The sequence below is a fragment of the Mycobacterium sp. JS623 genome, from assembly GCF_000328565.1.
Classification (GTDB): Bacteria; Actinomycetota; Actinomycetes; order Mycobacteriales; family Mycobacteriaceae; genus Mycobacterium.
On record NC_019966.1, the window covers coordinates 5,046,194 to 5,065,748 of the forward strand.

The window sequence follows — 19,555 nt, forward strand, 5'->3', positions numbered from 1 at the left end:
TATGGCTTCAAAGCGTGTCGCGCTCGCTCTTGGCAGCGGCGGCGCGCGCGGATACGCCCACATCGGCGTCATCGACGAACTGCGCGACCGCGGCTACGACATCGTCGGGATCGCAGGGTCGTCGATGGGTGCCCTCGTCGGCGGGTTGCAGGCCGCGGGCAAGCTCGACGAATTCTCCGACTGGGCCAAGTCATTGACACAGCGGGCGGTGCTGCGGCTGCTCGATCCGTCGATCGCCGCCGCGGGAGTGCTGCGCGCGGAGAAGATCCTGGACGCTGTCCGCGACATTCTCGGCGAAGTGACAATCGAGGAGCTGCCGATTCCCTATACCGAGGTGTCCACCGACCTGCTATCGGGGAAATCCGTTTGGCTGCAACGTGGTCCGGTGGATGCGGCAATCCGGGCCTCGATCGCCATCCCAGGCGTGATCACCCCGCACGTGTTCGACGGACGGTTGCTCGCCAACGGCGGCATCCTCGACCCGTTGCCGATGGCGCCGATCGCCGCCGTCAACGCGGACCTCACTATCGCGGTCAGTTTGGCGGGCAGCGAGACGGGCGGCCGCTACGAGCCGACCGAAACCGAACCGCGAGCGACCTCCGAATGGTTGAGCCGGATGTGGCGAAGCACGACCGCGTTGTTCGAACGCACGGGTGCCGCTCCCGACGAGTCCGCCGAGGAACTGGTCGACGTATCCAAGGAAGAGCCAGTAGGTCCGGTTGAGCAAGTGCCGCGGCTGGGGAGCTTCGAGGTGATGAATCGGACCATCGACATCGCGCAGGCGGCGCTGGCACGGCACACGCTGGCGGCGTATCCGCCCGATGTGTTGGTCGAGGTGCCGCGGACTGCATGCCGAAGCCTGGAGTTCTATCGCGCGGCCGAGGTCATCGACATCGGCCGCGAGCTGGCCGTCGCTGTGCTCGACGAGCTCGAAAAGTCAACGCAGGAAAGCTGATTCAGCTGCCGAGGAAGTCCGCGATCGCAGCGGCGGTCCGTCGGCCTTGCTCACGGCCAGCCAGCGCGGAAGGCTTGCGGCAGGCGGGATCCAGTGGATTGGGACCGAACGCGGCGATCGACGCGGCGTCGGCGAACACCCCGAACGTGGCGCCGCCGAACGCGTCGACCTCTTCGCCCGCACCGGCGCTGAACGGAGACGGCGTGTTTCGGCCCGACGGCACCAGCACCACCGCGACATCGCAGTCGTTCGCGAGCCTCATGTTGACGCTGCTGCCGACGCCGCCGTCCATGTAACGCCGGCCGCTGATCGTGACCGGCGGCCAGACGGCCGGAACAGCACAGCTGGCGGTCACCGCGTCGACCAGGCCGACACCCGAGTCGTTGTCGAAGGTGACCAGCTCGCCGGTGGCGGTGTCGATCGCGGAGATCCGCAGCACGCGCTGCGGCCAGTCGTGCGAAGGCAGTCGCTGCGCGATCACCTGGCGGCGCACTGCTTCGCTGACGGTCGGTGTCGACAGCGCCACGGCGCCGATCTTCTGCAGCTTCTCCGCCTGCGTCGTGTTCGGCGCCAGCATCGCGGCGAGGAACATGTCGGTGATCTCGTCGATGCCGACATTGGGGTTGAGCTCGGCCGATGACGTGGTGGTCTGCCGGTCGAACAGCGCGTCCAGCCCTAGTCCGCTGCTCAGCTGAGCGGCGACCGTCGATCCTGCCGAGGTGCCCACCAGCACGTCGGCGTCCACCAGGGCCTGCGCGGTGTCTGGCGACTCGTCGGCGATGCCCCGCAGAATGCCGGTCTCCCATGCGATGCCCGCCAGCCCTCCACCGGCCAGCACCAGCGCGCGTTTCGTTGCCACGGCAGCGAGTGTGCCAGGCCCCCGTTAGGGTCCAGACATGCGCATTGTCGTAGCCCTGGTCGTCGGCGGGTTAGTCGGATTCGCACCGAGCGCGGTTGCCGAGCCGCCCGCACCGCCCGAGCCGATCATCCCGCCGCCGGCGCAGCCCGCGAACATCGGCGATCTGAAGTTCACCGCGACCGACTATTACAACAGCGGCGCCTACCTGACCGACCTGCAGATCGCAACCGCGCCTGCGATCTCCTGGATCAACGACGAGGCGCCGCGGGTGGACCGGCCAGCGGTGGTCTTCGATATCGACGAGACGGCGCTGTCGAACTGGGAAGGTCTGAAAGCCAACGACTTTGGCCGTTTCAACGGCCCCTGCGACCGATTGCCGCAAGGCCCGTGCGGCTTGATCGCGTGGGATCAGCGGGCGCAGTCGACGGTGATCCAGCCGACGATGGACGTCTTCAGGACGGTGCGTGATCGTGGTGCGGCGATCTTCTTCATCACCGGACGTGATGAGACCCAGCGCACGGCCACCGAACGCAATCTGCAGGCCGTCGGCTACACGGGCTATACCCAGTTGATCATGGAACCCGCTGGCGCCCACTATGTTTCGGCCGCGGACTTCAAAGCGCCGCAGCGAGAGAAGATCGAGCAGCAGGGCTACACGATCATCGCGAATCTCGGTGATCAACCATCCGACCTGGCCGGCGGCTTCTCCGAGCAGACCTACCTTCTGCCGAACCCGTTCTATCGCATTCCCTGATCACGCCACCGAGGCGTGCTGGGAGGCCGCGGCCCGCGGGGTCAAATCCTGATGGCGCAGTTGATGTTTGGGTGAATCCGGGAATGCGATGCGACGCTCGATCTGCAGGTCGTCGTCGACATGCACCAACTCCCCCGGTGCCAGCGGCTGCCAGTCATCGTCGTCCATCGGCTCGCTGGCGAACACCACCGAGGCATCTGACGTCAGCTCGTCGCAGTGGGCGGTGATGCGGGGGCTGCGCATCCGCAGCCGCCGGTTGTCCACGTCGCGGCGGTCGAGGAGATACAGCTCATGGGTCTCGGGATAGCGCAGCGCCCACATGTCGGTCGCCGTGCTCAGCAGGATGTTGACCGCAAAGATCGGCACGGTTTGGGCCAGCCAACCGATCGCGTCGACGATGCCCGCGCCGACATCGTCGCCGCGCCTGATGCAGCCGGTGATCAACGCGAAGATTCGCTCCGAGTCCGTCTCGCCGACCACCAAATCGTCGACGCCGAGGTCGGCGAGCCGCGCGTCGATCACATCCAGCGCCTCGACGACGCCGTTGTGCGCGAAGATCCGGTTGTCCTGCAGGAACGGGTGGGTGTTGCGGGGCTCTAGCGCAGCGCTCGACGAATACCGGACGTGGGCAATGAACGTCGTGCCGGTCAGCTCGTGCGCCTCGGTCGCGAACGCCTGGTCCTGCCAGGCCGCGATCGGTTGCTTGTAAACCCCCGGCTTACCGCAGGCCGCGAACACCCCCAGCCCGGTCCCGTCGGGATTGCGCTTGCTCTGCTCGGCGAGGTTATCGGGCGCATCGAGCAACCAGAACGTCGCGGTAACCACGCGTTTGTCGGCATGAAGGCCGAACAGTCGGCACATGGCCCGATGGTAGCGTGACGGAATGGTTGACACCATGCGTGCCGAGCGTTTCTACGCTGACTCCAAAACCATTGCGGTGGAGGATGTTCCGATTCCAGAGCCGGGTCCCGGCGAGGTGCTCGTCAAGGTCGCGTTCTGCGGCATCTGCCATTCCGATCTCAGCCTGATCAACGGCACCTTCCCCGCACAGCTGCCGGTGGTGACGCAGGGCCATGAGGCGTCGGGCACTATCGCCAAGCTGGGCCCCGATGTCACCGGCTGGTCAGAGGGCGACCGCGTGATCGTCGCTGCAGGCAGGCCCTGTACAACATGCCCGAAATGCCGGCGCGGCGACATCCCCAATTGCCAGCGGCTTCAGTTGATGGCCTTCGCCTATGACGGCGCGTGGGCCGAGTACACGGTCGCGCAGGCCGTCGGCCTGACCCGGGTGCCCGAGAACATGCTGCTCGAGCAGGCCGCGATCCTGGCCGACGCGGTGTCCACGCCGTTCGGCGCGGTGGTGCGCACCGGGCGGGTGGGCATCGGAGAATCGGTCGGCGTGTGGGGTGTCGGCGGCGTCGGCACGCACATCGTCCAACTGGCCCGACTCGTCGGTGCCGCGCCAGTGCTCGCGATCGACATCAAGCCCGCCGTGTTGGACCGAGCGCTGGAATTGGGCGCCGACCACGCGCTGGACGCAAGCGACCCCGCGCTGCGCGACAAGATCGCCGAGATCACCGGCGGCAGAATGTTGGATGTGGCTTTCGATGCGGTCGGTCTGAAGTCGACGTTCGAGCAGGCACTCGACTGCATCACCGTTGGCGGGCGTCTCGTCGGCGTGGGGATGAGCGCCGAGGCTCCGAGCGTTGGTCCAACCAGCATGTTCGGACTGACGCAGAAGCACGTGGTGGGCCACCTGGGCTACCAGAATGTCGACATCGAAACACTGGCCACCTTGGTGTCCCTGGGCCGGCTTGATCTGTCGCGCTCCATCAGCGACGTCGTCTCCCTGGAGGACGTCAGGGTCGGCATCGAGAAGCTGGAACGCCAGGAGGGCAACCCGATTCGGATCTTGGTGCAGCCGTGACGGAGCTGGCGGCCCGGGTGGCCTTGGTGACCGGCGCGTCGGGCGGCATCGGCAAGGGCATCGCCCGGGCGCTCGCCGACGAGGGCGTGGATCTGTTCCTGACGTACGGCCGCCATGCTGATGATGCCGAGGAAGTTGCCACCCACGCCCGCGGCGTCGGCAGACGCGTCGTCGTCGGATCGGCGGACCTGGCGGACCCGGCCGCGCCGGCCCGCTTGGTCGCGCGGGCCGTGAGTGACCTGGGCGGCGTCGACATCCTGGTCGCCAACGCCGGCACCGCAGACGTAAAGGGTTGGCAGGACATCGATCTCGAGTCGTGGAATGCGACGCTGGCGATCAACCTGACGGCACCGTTTCTGCTGGCGCAGCAGGTGCTGCCCGCGATGGTAGAGAAGCGGTTCGGAAGGGTGTTGTTCGTTTCGTCGGTGGCCGGCCTCAACGGCGGCGTCGTCGGCGCCCATTACGCCGCGAGCAAGGCTGGGCTGCACGGCTTGATGCATCACCTGGCGCCGCGGGTGGCCGCCGACGGCGTCACCGTCAATACGTTGGCGCCTGCGTTGATCGGCGACACCGGAATGTTCCCCGTCGACCCGGATAGCGCCACCCGCACACCGATGCCGATTCCGGTCGGCCGCGCGGGCCGGCCCGCCGAGGTGGCGGACATGGCAATTGCCATGCTGCGCAACGGGTATCTGACCAACAAGGTGGTCACGCTGGACGGCGGTATCCTGCCGCGCTGATGCGACTTGTGTGCTAGCTCAACCGCGGCGCCGCCTTGCCGCTCATCAACGGCAGGTCCAGATACGTGGCGATGCCGGGCTCGGCAGCGCACACCGCGGGAATCGAGTTCACGCAGTGCGCGGCCGTACCGACGATGCCGTACTCCGGACCCTCACCGCCGATTGCCGATTGAAAGCCCTTGATGCTCACCGTGATATCCGGGTTGCCGCGGACCTCGATCTCGTAGCGCTGCCCCTCGGAGCCGAATGTCCATGCGGGGTCGAGGTTTTCCTCACCCATCAACCAGTTCACGGTCACGAGCACGACGACCTCGTCGCCGACGAGCGCCTCCCAGTGGAACTTTCGAGCAGCGACCTGGCCCGGCTCGATGACCCCGATCGGCGAGTCGATAGGCGCCGTCGCCACCGCGATCTCCTGCGTAGACCGCACCTTCGGGTCGGCGTTGAAACCCAGCTTGTCCACACACATCTGAACCGACTGGATGAAGCCGCCGTCGAGCAGCTTCTGCATCGGCCCCGACAGCGCCTTCTCCGGCACTTCGCCGAAGCCCATTATGTGGCGCACCACATCCGGCGCCTCATAGGACCGCAGGTCGGAAAACTCCTCGGCGCGAACGAATGTCACGCCCGTGGACATGATGGAGAACATCAGCGGAAACTTCTCGCTGATGCCGCCAGGCGCCATTCCGGTGCCGTGCAACGTTGCGTTGCCTTCCAACGCCGCCTCGCGCAACGACGCACCTTGCCGCTCGCTGGGATAGACCCAGCCCACCGGTGTCACGACGTTCTTGCCCGACCGCAGCAGCGCCGCCACCTCGTCGGGGTTCGGCAACAGCGGCGCGTACACCACGGCGTCGGCATCGAGGGCCAGGATCTCGTCGACGCTATTGGTTGCGATGACACCCAGCGGCTCACCACCGATGATCGAGCCGACGTCCTTGCCCGCCTTGTCCTGCGAGTGCACCCAGCACCCGGCTAGTTCCAGGTCAGGGTGCTCCAGCACGCCCTTGATGGCGGCGACGCCGACACCCCCGGTTGCCCACTGCACGACCCGCAGGCCCATATCAACTCCTTGACAGCGGTAGGAAAACTAGAACACGTTCTACTCCGGTCTACACCACAAAACAGCCGCCGCGGGTGACAATTGGCGCGATGACCAAGATCGGATTCGGTGTGCTGGGACCGCTACAGGCGACGGTCGACGGCAAATCCGTGTCGCTGGGCACCCCGAAACAACGCGCTGTGCTCGCCGTGCTGGTGATGAACCGCAACCGGCCGGTCGGAATCGACTCGCTGATCACTGCGGCGTGGGAACAGTGGCCACCGTCGGAGGCGCGGGCCAGCTTGCACTCCTACATCTCAAACCTGCGCAGGCTACTCGGCGACTCGCGCTCGATGCTGGAAAACGCGCCACCGGGATATCGGCTCACGGTCGACGACACCGCCTGCGACATCGGCCGATTCATTCTCGAGAAGACGGCGGGCGTGCAGGCTGCCGCCGCAGGTCAATTCGAGCAAGCCAGCCGCCACCTGACGACGGCGTTGGCGGAATGGCGCGGACCCGTGCTGGAGGATCTGCGCGACTTCCAGTTCGTCGGCGCGTTCGCCACCGCGCTCACCGAGGACAAGGTGGTGGCGCACACCGCGCGGGCGGAGGCCGAAATCGCCTGTGGGCGTGGCTATGCCGTCATCGGTGAACTCGAATCGTTGACGATCGAACACCCGTACCGCGAACCACTGTGGGCGCAACTGATCACCGCGTACTACCTGTCCGACCGACAGTCGGAAGCACTCGATGCTTTCCAGCGGCTGAAGACCACGCTCGCCGACGATCTCGGCATCGATCCGGGCCCGACGGTGCGTGCGCTGCACGAGCGGATCCTGCGCCAAGAACCGTTGGACGTGAAGAAAGCCGCTAAGACCACCGCCGTGCACACCGTCCACAACATCGGACTGCGCACCTCGGTGGACATGTCGCACACGCACGCAAACCTGCGATCGGCAGCCGGGCACGCCTTTCCGTTGCGGGCAGCGGCCACCCGGATCGGGCGGCTCACCGACAACGACATCGTGCTCGACGATGCGAATGTCAGCCGCCACCACGCCGTCATCATCGACACCGGCACGAGTTTCGTGATCACCGATCTGCGCTCGGCCAACGGGGTCGACGTGGGCGGGCAGCGTATCCGCGGCACCGCGACCTTGGCCGACGGCGACCGGATCCGCATCTGTGACCACGAATTCACCTTTGAGATCGCGCCGCAGCAGACCTAGCCACGACGCCAAGAATCCTTCAAGAATCCGCCAAGGCCGCGATCCAGAACGCCCACTACGTCTGCAGCGCGCTCGATGAGGGCGCCGACCCTGCCGACCTCGGCCTGGAGATCCTGAACAACACGGACCTGACCACTCATCAGGCGGCGGTCTTCGTGGTCACCGCGGTGAACGCCTACTGCCCCGAATACGCCGGCTACTTCGAATAACCCCTCCCCATGCGGGGGCCTCGCTGCGGCGGCGAGGCCCCCGCACCTTTTTGGCGGCGGTCCCGTCGACAAAAAGGTGCGGGGGCCGAAACGGCATTCCAGCACGCCGTTGCTCGAGCTTTCCGTGCGCGGCTGCAGTCTCGTCGCGCACGTCGCCCTAGACAGTTCGCCCCCTATGTGTTTCTGTCGGTGGCATGGCAAACAAGGTTTTCGTCGTCGGTGTTGGGATGACGAAATTCGAAAAGCCGGGCCGACGCGAGGGGTGGGACTACCCCGAGATGGCGCGCGAATCCGGCACCAATGCACTCAAGGACGCCGGCATCGACTTCTCCGAGGTCGACCAGGGCTTCGTCGGTTACGTCGCGGGCGACTCGACGTCGGGTAACCGCGCACTCTACGAGTTGGGCATGACCGGCATCCCGATCGCCAACGTCAACAACAACTGTTCAACCGGCTCGACGGCGTTATTCCTTGCCGCACAGACGATTCGGGGCGGTTTGGCTGACTGCGCGATCGCGCTCGGCTTCGAGAAGATGCAGCCCGGCCCGCTGCAGGGCGGCGCGGAGGACCGCGAATCGCCAATGGGCAAGCACGTCAAGGCCATGGCCGAGATCGACGAGTTCGCCTTCCCCGTCGCGCCATGGATGTTCGGCGCCGCAGGCCGCGAGCACATGCGCCAATACGGCACCACCGCAGAGCATTTCGCGAAGATCGGGTACAAGAACCACAAGCATTCGGTGAACAACCCGTATGCGCAGTTCCAGGAGGAGTACAGCCTCGACGACATCCTTGCGGCGAAGATGATCTCGGATCCGCTGACCAAACTGCAGTGCTCGCCGACCTCCGACGGATCGGGCGCGGCGATCGTGGCCAGCGAGGCGTTCGTCGACAAGCATGGGCTGGCAGGCCAGGCGGTGGAGATCGTCGGACAGGCGATGACCACCGACTTCGATTCGACTTTCGACGGCAGCGCCAAGAACCTGATTGGTTACGACATGAATGTCCAAGCCGCACAGAAGGTTTACGATCAGTCCGGCCTCGGCCCGTCCGACTTTCAGGTGATCGAACTGCACGACTGCTTCTCGGCCAACGAGCTGCTGCTGTACGAGGCCCTTGGCCTGTGCGCCGAGGGCGAGGCGCCCAAGCTGATCGACAACAACGACACCACTTATGGCGGGCGTTGGGTCGTCAACCCGTCCGGCGGGCTGATTTCGAAGGGCCATCCGTTGGGTGCGACGGGACTTGCGCAATGCGCCGAGCTGACGTGGCAACTGCGCGGCACGGCCGACAAGCGGCAGGTCGACAACGTCACCGCCGCGCTGCAGCACAACATCGGCCTCGGTGGGGCCGCGGTGGTCACGGCGTATCAGCGCGCCGAGCGGTAGTCACTACTCCTCGCGAGCAGACGCAAAGTGCCCCTTTTCCTCGGCGTGTCGGGGCATTTTGCGTCTGCTCGCGCTGGGGAGGACTATTGAACTATGCGCAAGAAGTTGATGGTCACCGCGATGGTTGCGGGTGTGTGCGGAGCGATCGCCGCCCCCGCGGGCCTCGCGTCTGCTGATGAGTCGGCGCAGCAGACGATCAGTCGGCTGCAGAGCGAGGGCTACACGGTCAACATCGACCGCATCGGCACCGGTCCGATGGATCAGTGCGTGGTCACCAACGTAAGAAACCCTCAGCAAGTCACGCAGTGGGTGCCGTACACCGGGCCCGGCAGAAATGGCGATCGCGTGCTCGTACAGGTGGTTACGAGCCAGACGATTTCGGTGACCCTGAACTGCTCACGCTGAGCTGACGCAGCAGCCCTCGCAATGTCAGTGTGCTGAGCAGTCCAGCGACACGGTGACTGTCCGGTCAACGATGACGGGAACGACGCCGCCGCGATCACGGTCACCGAGCACAGGCACGAATTCCGTTCGATTCCTTGGGTTTCGCACATTGGTGACCACGCACTGCGACAGCGGTGCGCTGCCGACCCGGTCGATCTTCACGTCGAAGCCCTGAGCCTGCAGCGAGCCGATGGTGACGATTGCGGACTCGGCGTTGGCCAAACCCGCAGGGGCGAGGATCAAACCGCAAGCCGCTGCGGCCAACCCGATCAGTGTGAGCAAGATGGCACGCATGGCGAGCCTCCGTTTCTTTCCGTTGAGTGGATGTCAGCCGGTTCAACGGGCGGAGGTCGAAGGGGGTTCAAAGGAATTTGAACGACTTTGCGTGCGCATAGAAAGGCCCGGCCGGAGGGGCTCGGCCGGGCCTTCCTTCGCGCGCCCTACACCGGCACAGGGATTCGCTCCTGTGGCGGCTCTTCGGCGTGCGGGGCGCGATCGTCATCAATCATGGTGAGCTCGTCGAACGGGTCCTCTCCACCCAGCACGGCGTCCACCTTGTCGCGGTCGATCGTCTTGGTCCACGAGCCAACGAGCACTGTCGCGACGGCATTACCCGAGAAGTTCGTCACCGCGCGGGCTTCGGACATGAACCGGTCGATGCCGACGATCAGGCCGACGCCGTCCAGCAGGTCGGGGCGGTGGGCCTGCAGGCCCCCGGCCAGCGTCGCCAGGCCTGCGCCGGTGACACCGGCGGCGCCCTTGGAGGCGACGATCATGAAGACCAGCAGACCGATCTGCTGACCGACGGACATCGGGGCGCCCATCGCGTCGGCGATGAACAGCGACGCCATGGTCAGGTAGATCGCGGTGCCGTCCAGGTTGAACGAGTAGCCGGTCGGCACCACGACACCGACGGTGCTGCGGTCGACACCGAGGTGCTCCATCTTCGCGATCAGCCGCGGCAGCGCCGACTCCGACGACGACGTCGAGAAGATCAGCAGGTACTCGCGGGCCAGGTAGCGCACCAGCTTGAAGATCGAGACGCCGGACACCACGCGCAGGATGACGCCCAGTACGCCGAACACAAACAGCACACAGGTGATGTAGAAGCCGAGCATCAGCGTCAGCAGCTGGGTGACGGCGCTCCAGCCGGTCTGGCCGACGACGTTGGCGATCGCGCCGAACGCGCCGATCGGGGCCAGCCACAGAATCATGACGAGCACCTTGAAGACGAGCTTCTGCAGATGCTCGATGCCGCGCAGGATTGGCTGGCCCTGGCGACGCATCGCCTGCAATGCGAATCCGACGAGCAGCGCCACGAACAGCGCCTGCAGCACGTTGCCCGCCGTCAGCGCGGAGAACAGCGTGTCGGGAATGATGTGCTGGACGAAGTCCATGAGGCCGCCGGACTCATGCGCCTTCTCGGCGAGTTCGGCGCCCTTGCTCGCGGTCTTTTCGGTGATGTGCATGCCGCTGCCGGGGTGGATCAGGTTGCCAACCACCAGGCCGATCGCCAACGCGAACGTCGACATCACCAGGAAGTAGACGAACGCAAGACCGCCGACCTTGCCGACGGTGGCGGCTTTGCGCACCGAGCCGATGCCGAGCACGATCGTGCAGAAGATGACCGGCACGATCATCATCTTGATCAGGCTGACGAACATCGTGCCGAGCACGCCGACGCTCTTGCCGACCTCGGGCGCCACCAAGCCGACAACGATGCCGGCAAGCACCGCGCCGATGACGGCGATGTAGAGCCAGTGGGTGCGGTCGCGGCGGCGCGGCGGCTCGGATACCGGCTGCCTTTCCAAACTCGTGGTCATGCGTCCCTCCAGGTCGAATTGCAAAAGTGGTCTGCAAGGATGTTCGGCGAGGACGTGAGCCAGGTCACGTTTTAGTTCATTACGTTCAGGAGCGTGCGCTTGAACAGGTCGCGGCCCGGGTCCATCGGCCGCCCGCGGCCGTGGTCCCTCGCCACCCAGGCGATCGTCCTGCAGATCCTCGTGATCGCCGTCGTCGTGCTGGCAGGCAGCGCGCTGGCGTTGTTCGACGCCGCCCGCGACGGTGACAGCGCCGCGCGTCAACAAGTGCTTGGCATCGCCACTGCGCTGGCCGATTCCCCGTCGACGGCCGCAGCGATCCAATCCGGGAGGGCCACAGAGACTTTGCAACCGGTCACCGAGGCCGTCCGCAAGAACACCGACATCGCGTTCATCACGATCATGGCGCCCGACCGGACGCGCTTCACCCACACCGACCCCACGCAGATCGGCGGGAAGTACATCGGCACCATCGACCCCGCGCTGCGAGGCGACACGTTCACCGAGGTATACACCGGCACGCTGGGCCCTTCGATCCGCGCGGTCGCGCCGGTGCGCGATCGCAGCGGGCACATCGTCGGACTGGTCTCGGCGGGCATCCTGCAGCAGAGCCTGGCCGATCGCTGGCGCACGCAGGTGCCGACCATCGTCGGGGTCAGCATCGGTGCACTGGCGATAGCCCTTGTCGGGGTGTGGGCGATCCGGCGGCGGTTGTTGCGTCAGACGCACGGCCTGCGGCCCGACGAGCTACGGGTCATGTACGAACACCACGATGCGATCCTGCATTCGGTGTCCGAAGGACTGATCGTGTTGGACCGCAACGGCGTGGCGGTGGTCAACGACGAGGCGCGCAGGCTGCTGGCGCTACCGCCCGGCCCGGTGGATCGGTCGGAACTGCCGGAGTTCCTGCGTACTTACAACCCCGGGGCGCGCGACGAGGTGCACGTGACCGAGAATCGGGTGCTGGTGGTCAACCGCTCCCACATCGAGAACGCGCCACGCGACTCCGAAGTCGTCACCATCCGCGACCGCACCGAATTACAAGGCGCGCTAGGAGAACTCAGCTCGCTGAAGGTGCTCACCGATACGTTGCGCGCGCAGGCGCACGAGGCAGCCAACAAGCTGCACACCATCGTCACGATGGTCGAGATGGGCCGCGCCGACGAAGCCGTCACGTTCGCCACCAACGAACTCGAGCTATCCCAGCAACTCGTCGACCGGCTTTCCAGCGCCGTCGGCGAGCCTGCTCTGGTGGCCCTGCTGCTCGGCAAGACGGCCCAGGCCGACGAACGGGGTATCGAGCTGACCGTCACCGAGGAGACCCATCTGCCGTCGAACGCCGACGATCTCGCGCTGTCAGGCCCGGAGATGGTCACCGTGCTCGGCAACCTGATCGACAATGCGATGGACGCCTGCGACCGCGACGACCCGTGGATCGAGGTGACGGTCGCGCAGGACAACGGCACGCTGTTGATCCGGGTGGCCGACAGCGGCCCCGGTATGGACGCCGAAGCCTTCGAAAAGGCCATGCAGCGCGGTTATTCGACGAAATCCGGCTCTGACGCCGAACAGCACGGTCTGGGTCTGGCGTTGGTTGCGCAGGTCGTGAAACGACACAACGGCACGCTGACCGCCGATGTGACCTACGGTTCGGTGGTGACAGTGACGGTGAAATCGTGATCAGCGTGCTGATCGTCGAGGACGAGCCGCTGATCGCCGAGGCGCATCGTACGTATCTCGGTCGGCTGTCGGGGTTTTCAGTCGTCGCTGTCGCACACACCGCCCGCGATGCCATGCGCGCCGCGTCGGAAGCGCTCGCGGCCGAGACGCCAATTGATTTGGTGCTGCTCGATATTGGACTGCCCGACGCCAACGGCATCGCGCTGGCGTCGGGCCTGTCGGGCCTGCGCCCTGCACCAGACATCATCGCGATCACGTCCGAACGTGATCTGGAGATGGTGCGGGCCGCCGTCGGCCGCGGCGCGCTGGCTTATCTGCTCAAACCGTTCACGTTCGCGGCGTTCCGCGACCGACTGGAGCGCTACCAGCGCTACCGCGAGGCATTGCCTGCAGGCACCGATGCTGCCAGCCAGGCCGAGGTCGACCGCGCACTGGCCGAATTGCGGGTCAGCTCAGACAGATCCGCTGCACCCAAGGGCGCCGCGCCGGGCACCAACGACGAAATCGCCCGTGCTGTCCGGGATTCCGTCGACGGCATTACCGCCGAGGAGGTGGCCAAGCAGATCGGTGTGTCACGGGTGACGGCCTGGCGTTATCTCGAACGCCTCGCCGACGAGGGCACGGTCACGCGGCAGACCGACTACGGCAAGGCCGGCCGCCCGAAAACCCGCTACACCTGGCGCTAGTCCGTTACCCCTCCACCCCTCCACCGCTGCACCCCTCTACCGCGAGCGACCGTGTCTGCACGCCGCCACGCCGCGTACGGCCGTACAAACGCGGTCGCTCGCGGGAGTGCGAGCACTCAGGCGGTTACGGGCTCCAGTGCACGCTCCCGCAGCGCGATCGGCTCGGTGGCCACAAGCTGCGAATAGAACGTCGGCAAGGTCGAAGCGACGGTGAAGACACCGACATGGCCGTCGTAGTCGGCGACGACGAGCCTGCCACCTTCGGAAGTCACTGCGACACAAGAGGGTCGAGCGTCGATCGTGATCTTGGTGACCACCTGATGGGTCAGCGTGCAGACCACCGCGACATGGTCGTAGTCGACGATGTACGCGCGGGTCTTGTCTGGGCTCAGCGCCATCTGTGTGGGAGCGCCGACGCCGAGCTCGATGGTGTCGGTGATCCGGTTGGTCGCCATGTCGATGACGCTGACGGCGCCTCCGCGCTCGCGATCCGACGTCAGGACATACGCGGTGCCGTCGGCGAAGGCGACGTCGCGGATCGGCGACCCGACCCACACCTTGCGATCGACGCGTGTGGTCTCGGCGTCGACGACGACGAGCTGACTGCCGCGGGCGTCGGTGGTGGCGACATACAGCCGCTTGCCGGTCGGGTCGACGGTGATGGCGTCGATGCCGATGCCGGCACCGGACGCGATGTCGATGGTGCCGACGCGCTCAGCGGTGGTGTCGATGACAGCGACGTCGACGTGGCTGTCGCCAGTGCGGCCCGCATAGACGCGCTTGCCGTCCGGGCTGATGGCCAGGGCGGTGACGCCGAAGGCCAGCGGGTATGACGCGATGACGGTCCTGGTGTTGGTGTCGACCACCGAGACGCAGTCGTATTTCGCGGACGTGGTGCTCACGTAGGCGCGGTCAGCCGAGATGACGACGGCAACCGGCTCGCCGGGGACCCCGACCGTCTGCTCGAGGACGAGTCCATCGGGGTTGACGAACGAGATGCTGTCGTGGCCGTGATTGGTGACGACGACGACGTCGCCAGCGGCAATGTCGCCGATCGGCCCGCGCCGGACGGCGACGCGTCCCACGGCAGCGACGTCCGGGTGGATGTGCGCCTCGTTATTCACATGCGAATCAGTAGTGCTCTTTGGCAACAAATAGTTAGCCATCTTCATCGGTACCTCCGCCGGTATGGGCGTGCACCGGCCCTAGATTGCAGGTCATCTGCGCCTGTTCGGCGCGATCTGCGTCGAGTCTAGCGACGAAAAAGCGCGTTACGAGCGGGTGACATGGCCAATCCGCGGAAATTGCGCCGAACCTCTCAGGCGCAGCTTAAGAAACTCTCCGTTATGTAGTTGTTATGTTGTGCTGGCAACGCGATTTCCCTTGTTGATCAGGGTGTTCGACGTTACGGCAACCCGTTGACGATCATCTATTTCCGACTTTTAAATAACGGATTCTTATGTTTCTGAGCGAAAGTGAGCGGTAGATCACACCCGACACGACAGCAAACTTTCCGACGCCCGTCATGTGTCGCACACGTTGGCGCGACGGTAGATATGCGCGCCCAGGGGGAAACTATCCCCAGAGATTGCTGTGTTAGCTGGATCACAAAAGTTCATTTGCCGTTCAGCCGACACAGTCTGTTGAGGGTCGCGAGCCCCTCCGGGGCGCCCGGCCAGTGCTTGGCCAACGCGTCGGGTCCTGCACTGCGCGTCACCGAGCGCAGCGCCAGCGCGACGATGATCGCGTCGTCGGCGTAACCGAGCACCGGAACGAAGTCCGGAATGAGGTCGAACGGCAGTGCGAGATAGCCGAGGAGCAGCAACAGCCTGATCCGGACGCCACGCGGAGTTGCCGGGTCCGCGGCCAGACGCTTGATCAGGCGGATCAGGTCGGGCAGCAGCCGCAGGGCGTCCTTGAGGTCGTAGTCGCCGGGCTTGGTCAGCCACAGCACAATCGCAAGCACGCTCCAGATCAGCACCAGCCCGCCGACGATGCCGAGCGGAATCGTCCACCAGTCGTGCCACACGACTCAATGATCGGGGGTCACGGCCCGCCGGTGGAGCCTATCGCGACGATCTGCACCGCGCGGTCGACGGCGGTGACGCCGTTGAAGTCCGGCCAGTCGCCGTAGTGGATGTGCGGGTTGCGGATCAAGAAGTCACCGACGACGATCGACGTCTTCACCACCTTCGCGAACGTCTCCGGCGTGTTCGCGAGGTTGAGCAGGGCGAGGAACTCGTTGCTCTGGATCAGCGTGAAGATCTTCAGTGCGAACGGCAGCTCGAGCTCGAGCGGGGTGAGCGCCTCGTAGCCGAGGTGCAGCAGCGTATCGTCGGTCGTCGTCGCGTACATGTCGCCATCCAAAACGAAATCGTATGTGCGCGAACGGAACTGCTCAGGCGTGTAGATGCCGGAGATGCCGGCTCCCGGTGGGTTGTTGCCTAGCAATGTCGGACCGGGCGGACGACATGGACTGCCGAAAGTGATCACCTTGAGCAGATCGCCGGCGCGGTGCGCAAGCGGCTGACCGGGCAGCATCAGCCGCAGCGTGCGCACCACCACCTCGGCCCCCTGGCTGTAGCCGCAGAGGTAGAACTGCCCGGCATTCATCAGGATCAGCCGCATCAGTTCGGCGACACCGTCCGCGACCGATTCGTCGTAGCTCAGGAACGGATTCGGATACAAGAAGCCCGCCGCGGGATATCCGACGGGTTGATTGCGGACCAGACCCATCTGCTCGACACGCCAGCCCACATCGAACGGCGGCCCCTGGAACGGCGTGGCCCAGGTGCCGGAGGCGCAGTAAAAGAAGGGCAGATTCGTGGGCAACGGCGGGGGTTGGTCGAAGTTGAGGCCGAGCCGGCCGAGCGTCCGCGGACCCGCGATGCCGTCGACCACCAGCCCGGCCCGTCGCTGGAATTCGCGGACCACCGCGGTGGTGCGCAGGCCGTAGATTCCGTCGACGACGAGGTTGGAGTACAGCGGATAGTCGCGGTTCAGCCGGGCCTGCAACAGCCGGACAAGATCATTACTATCACCCGGTCGCAACACAACTGCCATACATCGACGTTACGCCGAATTCCGTTCAGCGGTAACGGAATTGGGTGCTGGCCGAACGAGCAACTTCAGGCGCCATCAGGCAAACGGCGTTACCGTCGCGGTTTGGCCGTCCACGCCAAACTGCGCGAACGCCGTCCTTCAGGACTTGCGGCGTCGCGTCGCGCCGACAACGAGTGCGATGCCGATGACCGCGACGATCGGGCCGATGATGGACCAGGTTGTCGTATTACTCATCGGGCTGCCGCCGACGACGCCGAAGCCCTGCAACGCCCAGAGCGTGCCGAACAAGAAGACGACTACGCCGATAACGATGGTGGCAATACGCATGGTTTCACTGTAGGCCGCACCTGCTGTGGTGCCCCCTAGGCTCGAAAGATCGCTGAGGGTCGTGCGCAAACCTTCGACCACAGCCATGTGTGCAATTTCGAGCGTAGAGACGCGGCGACGGTATGAGGCTGGCGGCCGGCAGACCCCCTTCGGCTAGCTCGGTGGGGGCGGTGGGGCGCCGATTATCCGCACCAGATCGGGCTTCATGGCCTGCAGCTGCGAACCCCAATAACCCCAACTGTGTGTGCCGTCGGTCGGGAAGTTGAACACCGCGTTGTGACCGCCGGCCGCAACGTATTTCTGCTGGAACTCCTTGTTTGTCGACAGCGTGATGTTCTCCAGGAACTGGGCACTGTATTGATTGCCGAAATTCGCGCCGTCGTCGAGCTCAGAGGTGACACCGTTGCCGCAGTAGATCCACAGCGCCGTGTTGTTGGCCACCAATGTGCTGATGTTGACCATCGGATCGTTGCGACGCCAGGCGGGGTCGGTCGTCGGCCCCCACATGTTGGAAGCGTTGTAACCACCCGCGTCCTTCATCGACACGCCGATCAGCGTGGGCCACAAGCCGTTTGACGGGTTGAGGTATCCAGATAGCGAGCTAGCGAAGATGAACTGCGTCGGATGCCAGATCGCCAGGGTCAACGCCGCGCTACCCGACATCGACAGTCCGACAACGGCATTGCCAGTCGGTGCCTGCGCCTTGTTCGCGGCCAGCCACGCCGGCAGTTCCTGCGTCAGGAAGGTCTCCCACTTGTACGTGAGGGTTCCCGAGCTTCCCGTCGCCGGCTGGTACCAGTCCGAATAGAAGCTGGATTGGCCGCCGACGGGCATGATCACTGAGACGCCCGACTGGTAGAACCATTCGAATGCCGCGGTATTGACGTCCCAGCCGCTGGCGTCGTCCTGAGCGCGAAGCCCGTCGAGCAGAAGCACGGAGTGCGGTCCACCGCCCTGGAATTGCACCTTGATGTTGCGGCCCATCGACGGCGACGGAACGTCGAGGGACTCCACAGGCAACCCCTTGCGGGAATACGCTGCGGCCGTCGGCGATTCAACCGCGACCGTCGCGAGCACCGCCAACAACACCACGCAGATTCTGCCGAGCAATAGCCTCACGAGGCGCAAGGTAGCAGCGCGATGGCACCGACCCTTGGATGGCGCGCGCCGGTTGACCAGCTTGTTATCAAACCTTGCAAGGGCGACGATGCGAGTTGGCGCCGCAGCGGCCGCTCTATCGTGAGCCTCGTCGCGCTCGGCATAGTGGCCACTCTGAGGGCGCTGACGGCGCTGACCCGGGAGCCCTGGCTGATTCCCCCGTTGGCGGCCAGCATGGCGTTGGTGATCGGCGGTGCGCATTTCCCGCTGTCACAGCCGCGCAATGTCATCGGCGGGCACATCATGTCGGCGATCGTCGGGGGATTTGTCGGCACGTAGGCGTGAACGCGATATGGGGCGGCGCGCTTGCCGGGGCACTGGCGCTTGGCGTCATGAAGCTGATGCGGATGTCGCATTCACCGGCGGCCACGATGGCGATGATCGCTGTCGCACCTGCGATTCCGCGCTGGGAGTTTGTCGCCCTAATCGGTTCTGCCGCAGCCATTCTTGTTGCCGTAGGCCTGGTGGGCAACAAGATCAACCGCGCGAAGTATCCCCATTACTGGTGGCAAGCGTCGGTTCGTTTCACTGAAGCGCCAAACGGGACACCGCTCCTCGACTACGTTCGCAGTGTGGAACCACCCCACAACTACGTGCACGAGGCATCCTCCTCGGTGGTGCACCACCAGAACTACCTCAACAACCACGATGACCAAGCGCTCTGTGGGCTAGCGTTCGAGAATCCGGCGCCGCTAGACCCCACATTCCGTCCAGCCGCGGTCTGCCCAGACTGCGAGGCGAGGCTGGTTGAGTACCACCTCAAATGGTGGCGTGAGCGAGCCGAAGCGGCCACGGCTGAGCTCGATGAGCTGCGCGCCAAGTACCGCGAGCTGGTGGGGCACGGCGACGACCTGGAAGTCAGGGCAGAGCCGAGCGCCGAGAGCCGTGAGACGCAGACCGGGTCTACCGCGGAACAAGGCGAACCGACGCCCCTGCTGGACCGGGCCCGAAAGGAACTCGTAGAGCTGTGCCGGAGATTCGATGAAAGTGTTCCGTACTTTCGCCTGAAGAACTGTATGGACGCGTTCAGCGACAAGCTGACGTCTGAGGAGCGGGTGCTTCTCGCCGAGGAGATCGGCGCTGAGGGGTCGTTGATACGGTGGTGCACCCATGAGATCGAAGGTCGCGGAGGGCGGGTGACGAACAGCCCCGTGCACAGCGACGCCGACACGATGATGGATGCCTGGACCGAGGACTACTACCAAACGCCGAAGAAGACCAAGTGGCGGCTCGGACGGTCGAGGTCACACGAGGCCAGCTGAGGGTTGTGCCCC

22 protein-coding genes are annotated in these 19,555 nt (G+C 65.2%); 12 read left to right on the forward strand and 10 right to left on the reverse strand.

The genetic code is table 11. The features are described 5' to 3' along the window. Position 1 precedes the first annotated feature (1 nt). Positions 2 to 955, forward strand: a complete 954-nt coding sequence (locus MYCSM_RS24595) for a patatin-like phospholipase family protein (RefSeq protein ID WP_015308883.1) — start codon at positions 2 to 4, stop codon at positions 953 to 955. Position 956: 1 nt separating this feature from the next. Here MYCSM_RS24595 and MYCSM_RS24600 read toward each other — a convergent pair whose 3' ends face one another. Continuing rightward, positions 957 to 1,814, reverse strand: a complete 858-nt coding sequence (locus MYCSM_RS24600) for a patatin-like phospholipase family protein (protein ID WP_015308884.1) — start codon at positions 1,812 to 1,814, stop codon at positions 957 to 959. A gap of 37 nt (positions 1,815 to 1,851) precedes the next feature. Between MYCSM_RS24600 and MYCSM_RS24605 the strand changes: the two genes are divergently transcribed. Then, positions 1,852 to 2,568: an HAD family acid phosphatase gene (locus tag MYCSM_RS24605; RefSeq protein WP_015308885.1), complete on the forward strand. Its 717-nt coding sequence runs from the start codon at positions 1,852 to 1,854 to the stop codon at positions 2,566 to 2,568. On the opposite strand, the gene MYCSM_RS24610 is transcribed toward MYCSM_RS24605, so the two are convergent. Next, positions 2,569 to 3,429 (reverse strand): class II glutamine amidotransferase, encoded by an 861-nt coding sequence (locus MYCSM_RS24610; RefSeq protein WP_015308886.1) that lies wholly within the window; start codon positions 3,427 to 3,429, stop codon positions 2,569 to 2,571. A 22-nt stretch (positions 3,430 to 3,451) separates the two neighbouring features. Between MYCSM_RS24610 and MYCSM_RS24615 the strand changes: the two genes are divergently transcribed. Beyond that, positions 3,452 to 4,495 carry a zinc-binding dehydrogenase gene (locus tag MYCSM_RS24615; protein WP_041312633.1) on the forward strand — a complete coding sequence of 348 codons (1,044 nt, stop codon included), beginning with the start codon at positions 3,452 to 3,454 and terminating at the stop codon, positions 4,493 to 4,495. Next, the gene (locus MYCSM_RS24620) at positions 4,492 to 5,235 is read left to right on the forward strand and encodes an SDR family NAD(P)-dependent oxidoreductase (RefSeq protein WP_015308888.1); all 744 of its coding nucleotides are present in this window, start codon (positions 4,492 to 4,494) and stop codon (positions 5,233 to 5,235) included. The genes MYCSM_RS24615 and MYCSM_RS24620 overlap by 4 nt, the downstream gene beginning before the upstream one ends. A gap of 13 nt (positions 5,236 to 5,248) precedes the next feature. Here the strand turns inward: MYCSM_RS24620 and MYCSM_RS24625 are convergent, their stop codons facing one another. Continuing rightward, positions 5,249 to 6,298: an NAD(P)H-dependent amine dehydrogenase family protein gene (locus tag MYCSM_RS24625; RefSeq protein WP_015308889.1), complete on the reverse strand. Its 1,050-nt coding sequence runs from the start codon at positions 6,296 to 6,298 to the stop codon at positions 5,249 to 5,251. 89 nt (positions 6,299 to 6,387) lie between these two features. Between MYCSM_RS24625 and MYCSM_RS24630 the strand changes: the two genes are divergently transcribed. The 4 genes from MYCSM_RS24630 (at position 6,388) to MYCSM_RS24640 (ending at position 9,508) form a co-directional block, all read left to right on the forward strand. Further along, entirely contained in the window at positions 6,388 to 7,509 is a 1,122-nt protein-coding gene (locus MYCSM_RS24630; protein ID WP_015308890.1) for a BTAD domain-containing putative transcriptional regulator, read from the forward strand. A 14-nt stretch (positions 7,510 to 7,523) separates the two neighbouring features. Then, entirely contained in the window at positions 7,524 to 7,718 is a 195-nt protein-coding gene (locus tag MYCSM_RS36200; protein ID WP_083906427.1) for a DUF732 domain-containing protein, read from the forward strand. A 194-nt stretch (positions 7,719 to 7,912) separates the two neighbouring features. Next, positions 7,913 to 9,103 (forward strand): lipid-transfer protein, encoded by a 1,191-nt coding sequence (locus tag MYCSM_RS24635; RefSeq protein ID WP_015308891.1) that lies wholly within the window; start codon positions 7,913 to 7,915, stop codon positions 9,101 to 9,103. Between the two features lie 93 nt (positions 9,104 to 9,196). Next, a complete protein-coding gene (locus MYCSM_RS24640) occupies positions 9,197 to 9,508 on the forward strand; it encodes a hypothetical protein (protein ID WP_015308892.1) in 312 nt (103 codons plus the stop codon). A gap of 24 nt (positions 9,509 to 9,532) precedes the next feature. Here MYCSM_RS24640 and MYCSM_RS24645 read toward each other — a convergent pair whose 3' ends face one another. Together MYCSM_RS24645 and MYCSM_RS24650 are read right to left on the reverse strand one after the other, a co-directional pair. Further along, positions 9,533 to 9,841, reverse strand: coding sequence for a hypothetical protein (locus MYCSM_RS24645; protein WP_015308893.1), 309 nt, complete (start codon positions 9,839 to 9,841; stop codon positions 9,533 to 9,535). Positions 9,842 to 9,987: 146 nt separating this feature from the next. Beyond that, entirely contained in the window at positions 9,988 to 11,370 is a 1,383-nt protein-coding gene (locus MYCSM_RS24650; RefSeq protein WP_015308894.1) for a C4-dicarboxylate transporter DctA, read from the reverse strand. A gap of 99 nt (positions 11,371 to 11,469) precedes the next feature. Between MYCSM_RS24650 and MYCSM_RS24655 the strand changes: the two genes are divergently transcribed. Then, a complete protein-coding gene (locus MYCSM_RS24655; RefSeq protein WP_015308895.1) occupies positions 11,470 to 13,047 on the forward strand; it encodes a sensor histidine kinase in 1,578 nt (525 codons plus the stop codon). Then, the gene (locus tag MYCSM_RS24660; protein ID WP_015308896.1) at positions 13,044 to 13,733 is read left to right on the forward strand and encodes a response regulator; all 690 of its coding nucleotides are present in this window, start codon (positions 13,044 to 13,046) and stop codon (positions 13,731 to 13,733) included. The genes MYCSM_RS24655 and MYCSM_RS24660 overlap by 4 nt, the downstream gene beginning before the upstream one ends. 116 nt (positions 13,734 to 13,849) lie before the next feature. Here the strand turns inward: MYCSM_RS24660 and MYCSM_RS24665 are convergent, their stop codons facing one another. From MYCSM_RS24665 to MYCSM_RS24685, 5 genes are all read right to left on the reverse strand, one after another. Then, entirely contained in the window at positions 13,850 to 14,905 is a 1,056-nt protein-coding gene (locus MYCSM_RS24665) for a YncE family protein (RefSeq protein WP_015308897.1), read from the reverse strand. 443 nt (positions 14,906 to 15,348) lie between these two features. Continuing rightward, on the reverse strand, positions 15,349 to 15,762 hold the full coding sequence (locus MYCSM_RS24670; RefSeq protein ID WP_015308898.1) for a YkvA family protein: 414 nt from the start codon (positions 15,760 to 15,762) through the stop codon (positions 15,349 to 15,351). 17 nt (positions 15,763 to 15,779) lie between these two features. Next, the gene (locus tag MYCSM_RS35350; protein ID WP_015308899.1) at positions 15,780 to 16,796 is read right to left on the reverse strand and encodes a peptidoglycan-binding protein; all 1,017 of its coding nucleotides are present in this window, start codon (positions 16,794 to 16,796) and stop codon (positions 15,780 to 15,782) included. A gap of 138 nt (positions 16,797 to 16,934) precedes the next feature. Then, on the reverse strand, positions 16,935 to 17,123 hold the full coding sequence (locus MYCSM_RS24680) for a hypothetical protein (RefSeq protein ID WP_041314879.1): 189 nt from the start codon (positions 17,121 to 17,123) through the stop codon (positions 16,935 to 16,937). A 153-nt stretch (positions 17,124 to 17,276) separates the two neighbouring features. Then, a complete protein-coding gene (locus tag MYCSM_RS24685) occupies positions 17,277 to 18,242 on the reverse strand; it encodes an esterase family protein (RefSeq protein ID WP_015308901.1) in 966 nt (321 codons plus the stop codon). Between the two features lie 144 nt (positions 18,243 to 18,386). Here MYCSM_RS24685 and MYCSM_RS38675 point away from each other — a divergent pair, with 144 nt between their 5' ends. Continuing rightward, positions 18,387 to 18,560: an HPP family protein gene (locus MYCSM_RS38675; protein WP_250635772.1), complete on the forward strand. Its 174-nt coding sequence runs from the start codon at positions 18,387 to 18,389 to the stop codon at positions 18,558 to 18,560. Between the two features lie 2 nt (positions 18,561 to 18,562). Beyond that, a complete protein-coding gene (locus MYCSM_RS38405; protein ID WP_250635773.1) occupies positions 18,563 to 19,543 on the forward strand; it encodes an HPP family protein in 981 nt (326 codons plus the stop codon). The last annotated feature ends 12 nt before the right edge of the window (positions 19,544 to 19,555 follow it).

What these genes read in the sequence shown, in the direction of transcription:
- MYCSM_RS24595 (WP_015308883.1), top strand. Translation starts at nt 2, where the DNA reads ATGGCTTCAAAGCGTGTCGCGCTCGCTCTTGGCAGCGGCGGCGCGCGC.
- MYCSM_RS24605 (WP_015308885.1), top strand. Translation starts at nt 1,852, where the DNA reads ATGCGCATTGTCGTAGCCCTGGTCGTCGGCGGGTTAGTCGGATTCGCA.
- MYCSM_RS24610 (WP_015308886.1), bottom strand. Translation starts at nt 3,429, where the DNA reads ATGTGCCGACTGTTCGGCCTTCATGCCGACAAACGCGTGGTTACCGCG.
- MYCSM_RS24615 (WP_041312633.1), top strand. Translation starts at nt 3,452, where the DNA reads ATGGTTGACACCATGCGTGCCGAGCGTTTCTACGCTGACTCCAAAACC.
- MYCSM_RS24625 (WP_015308889.1), bottom strand. Translation starts at nt 6,298, where the DNA reads ATGGGCCTGCGGGTCGTGCAGTGGGCAACCGGGGGTGTCGGCGTCGCC.
- MYCSM_RS24630 (WP_015308890.1), top strand. Translation starts at nt 6,388, where the DNA reads ATGACCAAGATCGGATTCGGTGTGCTGGGACCGCTACAGGCGACGGTC.
- MYCSM_RS24635 (WP_015308891.1), top strand. Translation starts at nt 7,913, where the DNA reads ATGGCAAACAAGGTTTTCGTCGTCGGTGTTGGGATGACGAAATTCGAA.
- MYCSM_RS24640 (WP_015308892.1), top strand. Translation starts at nt 9,197, where the DNA reads ATGCGCAAGAAGTTGATGGTCACCGCGATGGTTGCGGGTGTGTGCGGA.
- MYCSM_RS24645 (WP_015308893.1), bottom strand. Translation starts at nt 9,841, where the DNA reads ATGCGTGCCATCTTGCTCACACTGATCGGGTTGGCCGCAGCGGCTTGC.
- MYCSM_RS24650 (WP_015308894.1), bottom strand. Translation starts at nt 11,370, where the DNA reads ATGACCACGAGTTTGGAAAGGCAGCCGGTATCCGAGCCGCCGCGCCGC.
- MYCSM_RS24665 (WP_015308897.1), bottom strand. Translation starts at nt 14,905, where the DNA reads ATGAAGATGGCTAACTATTTGTTGCCAAAGAGCACTACTGATTCGCAT.
- MYCSM_RS35350 (WP_015308899.1), bottom strand. Translation starts at nt 16,796, where the DNA reads ATGGCAGTTGTGTTGCGACCGGGTGATAGTAATGATCTTGTCCGGCTG.
- MYCSM_RS24680 (WP_041314879.1), bottom strand. Translation starts at nt 17,123, where the DNA reads ATGCGTATTGCCACCATCGTTATCGGCGTAGTCGTCTTCTTGTTCGGC.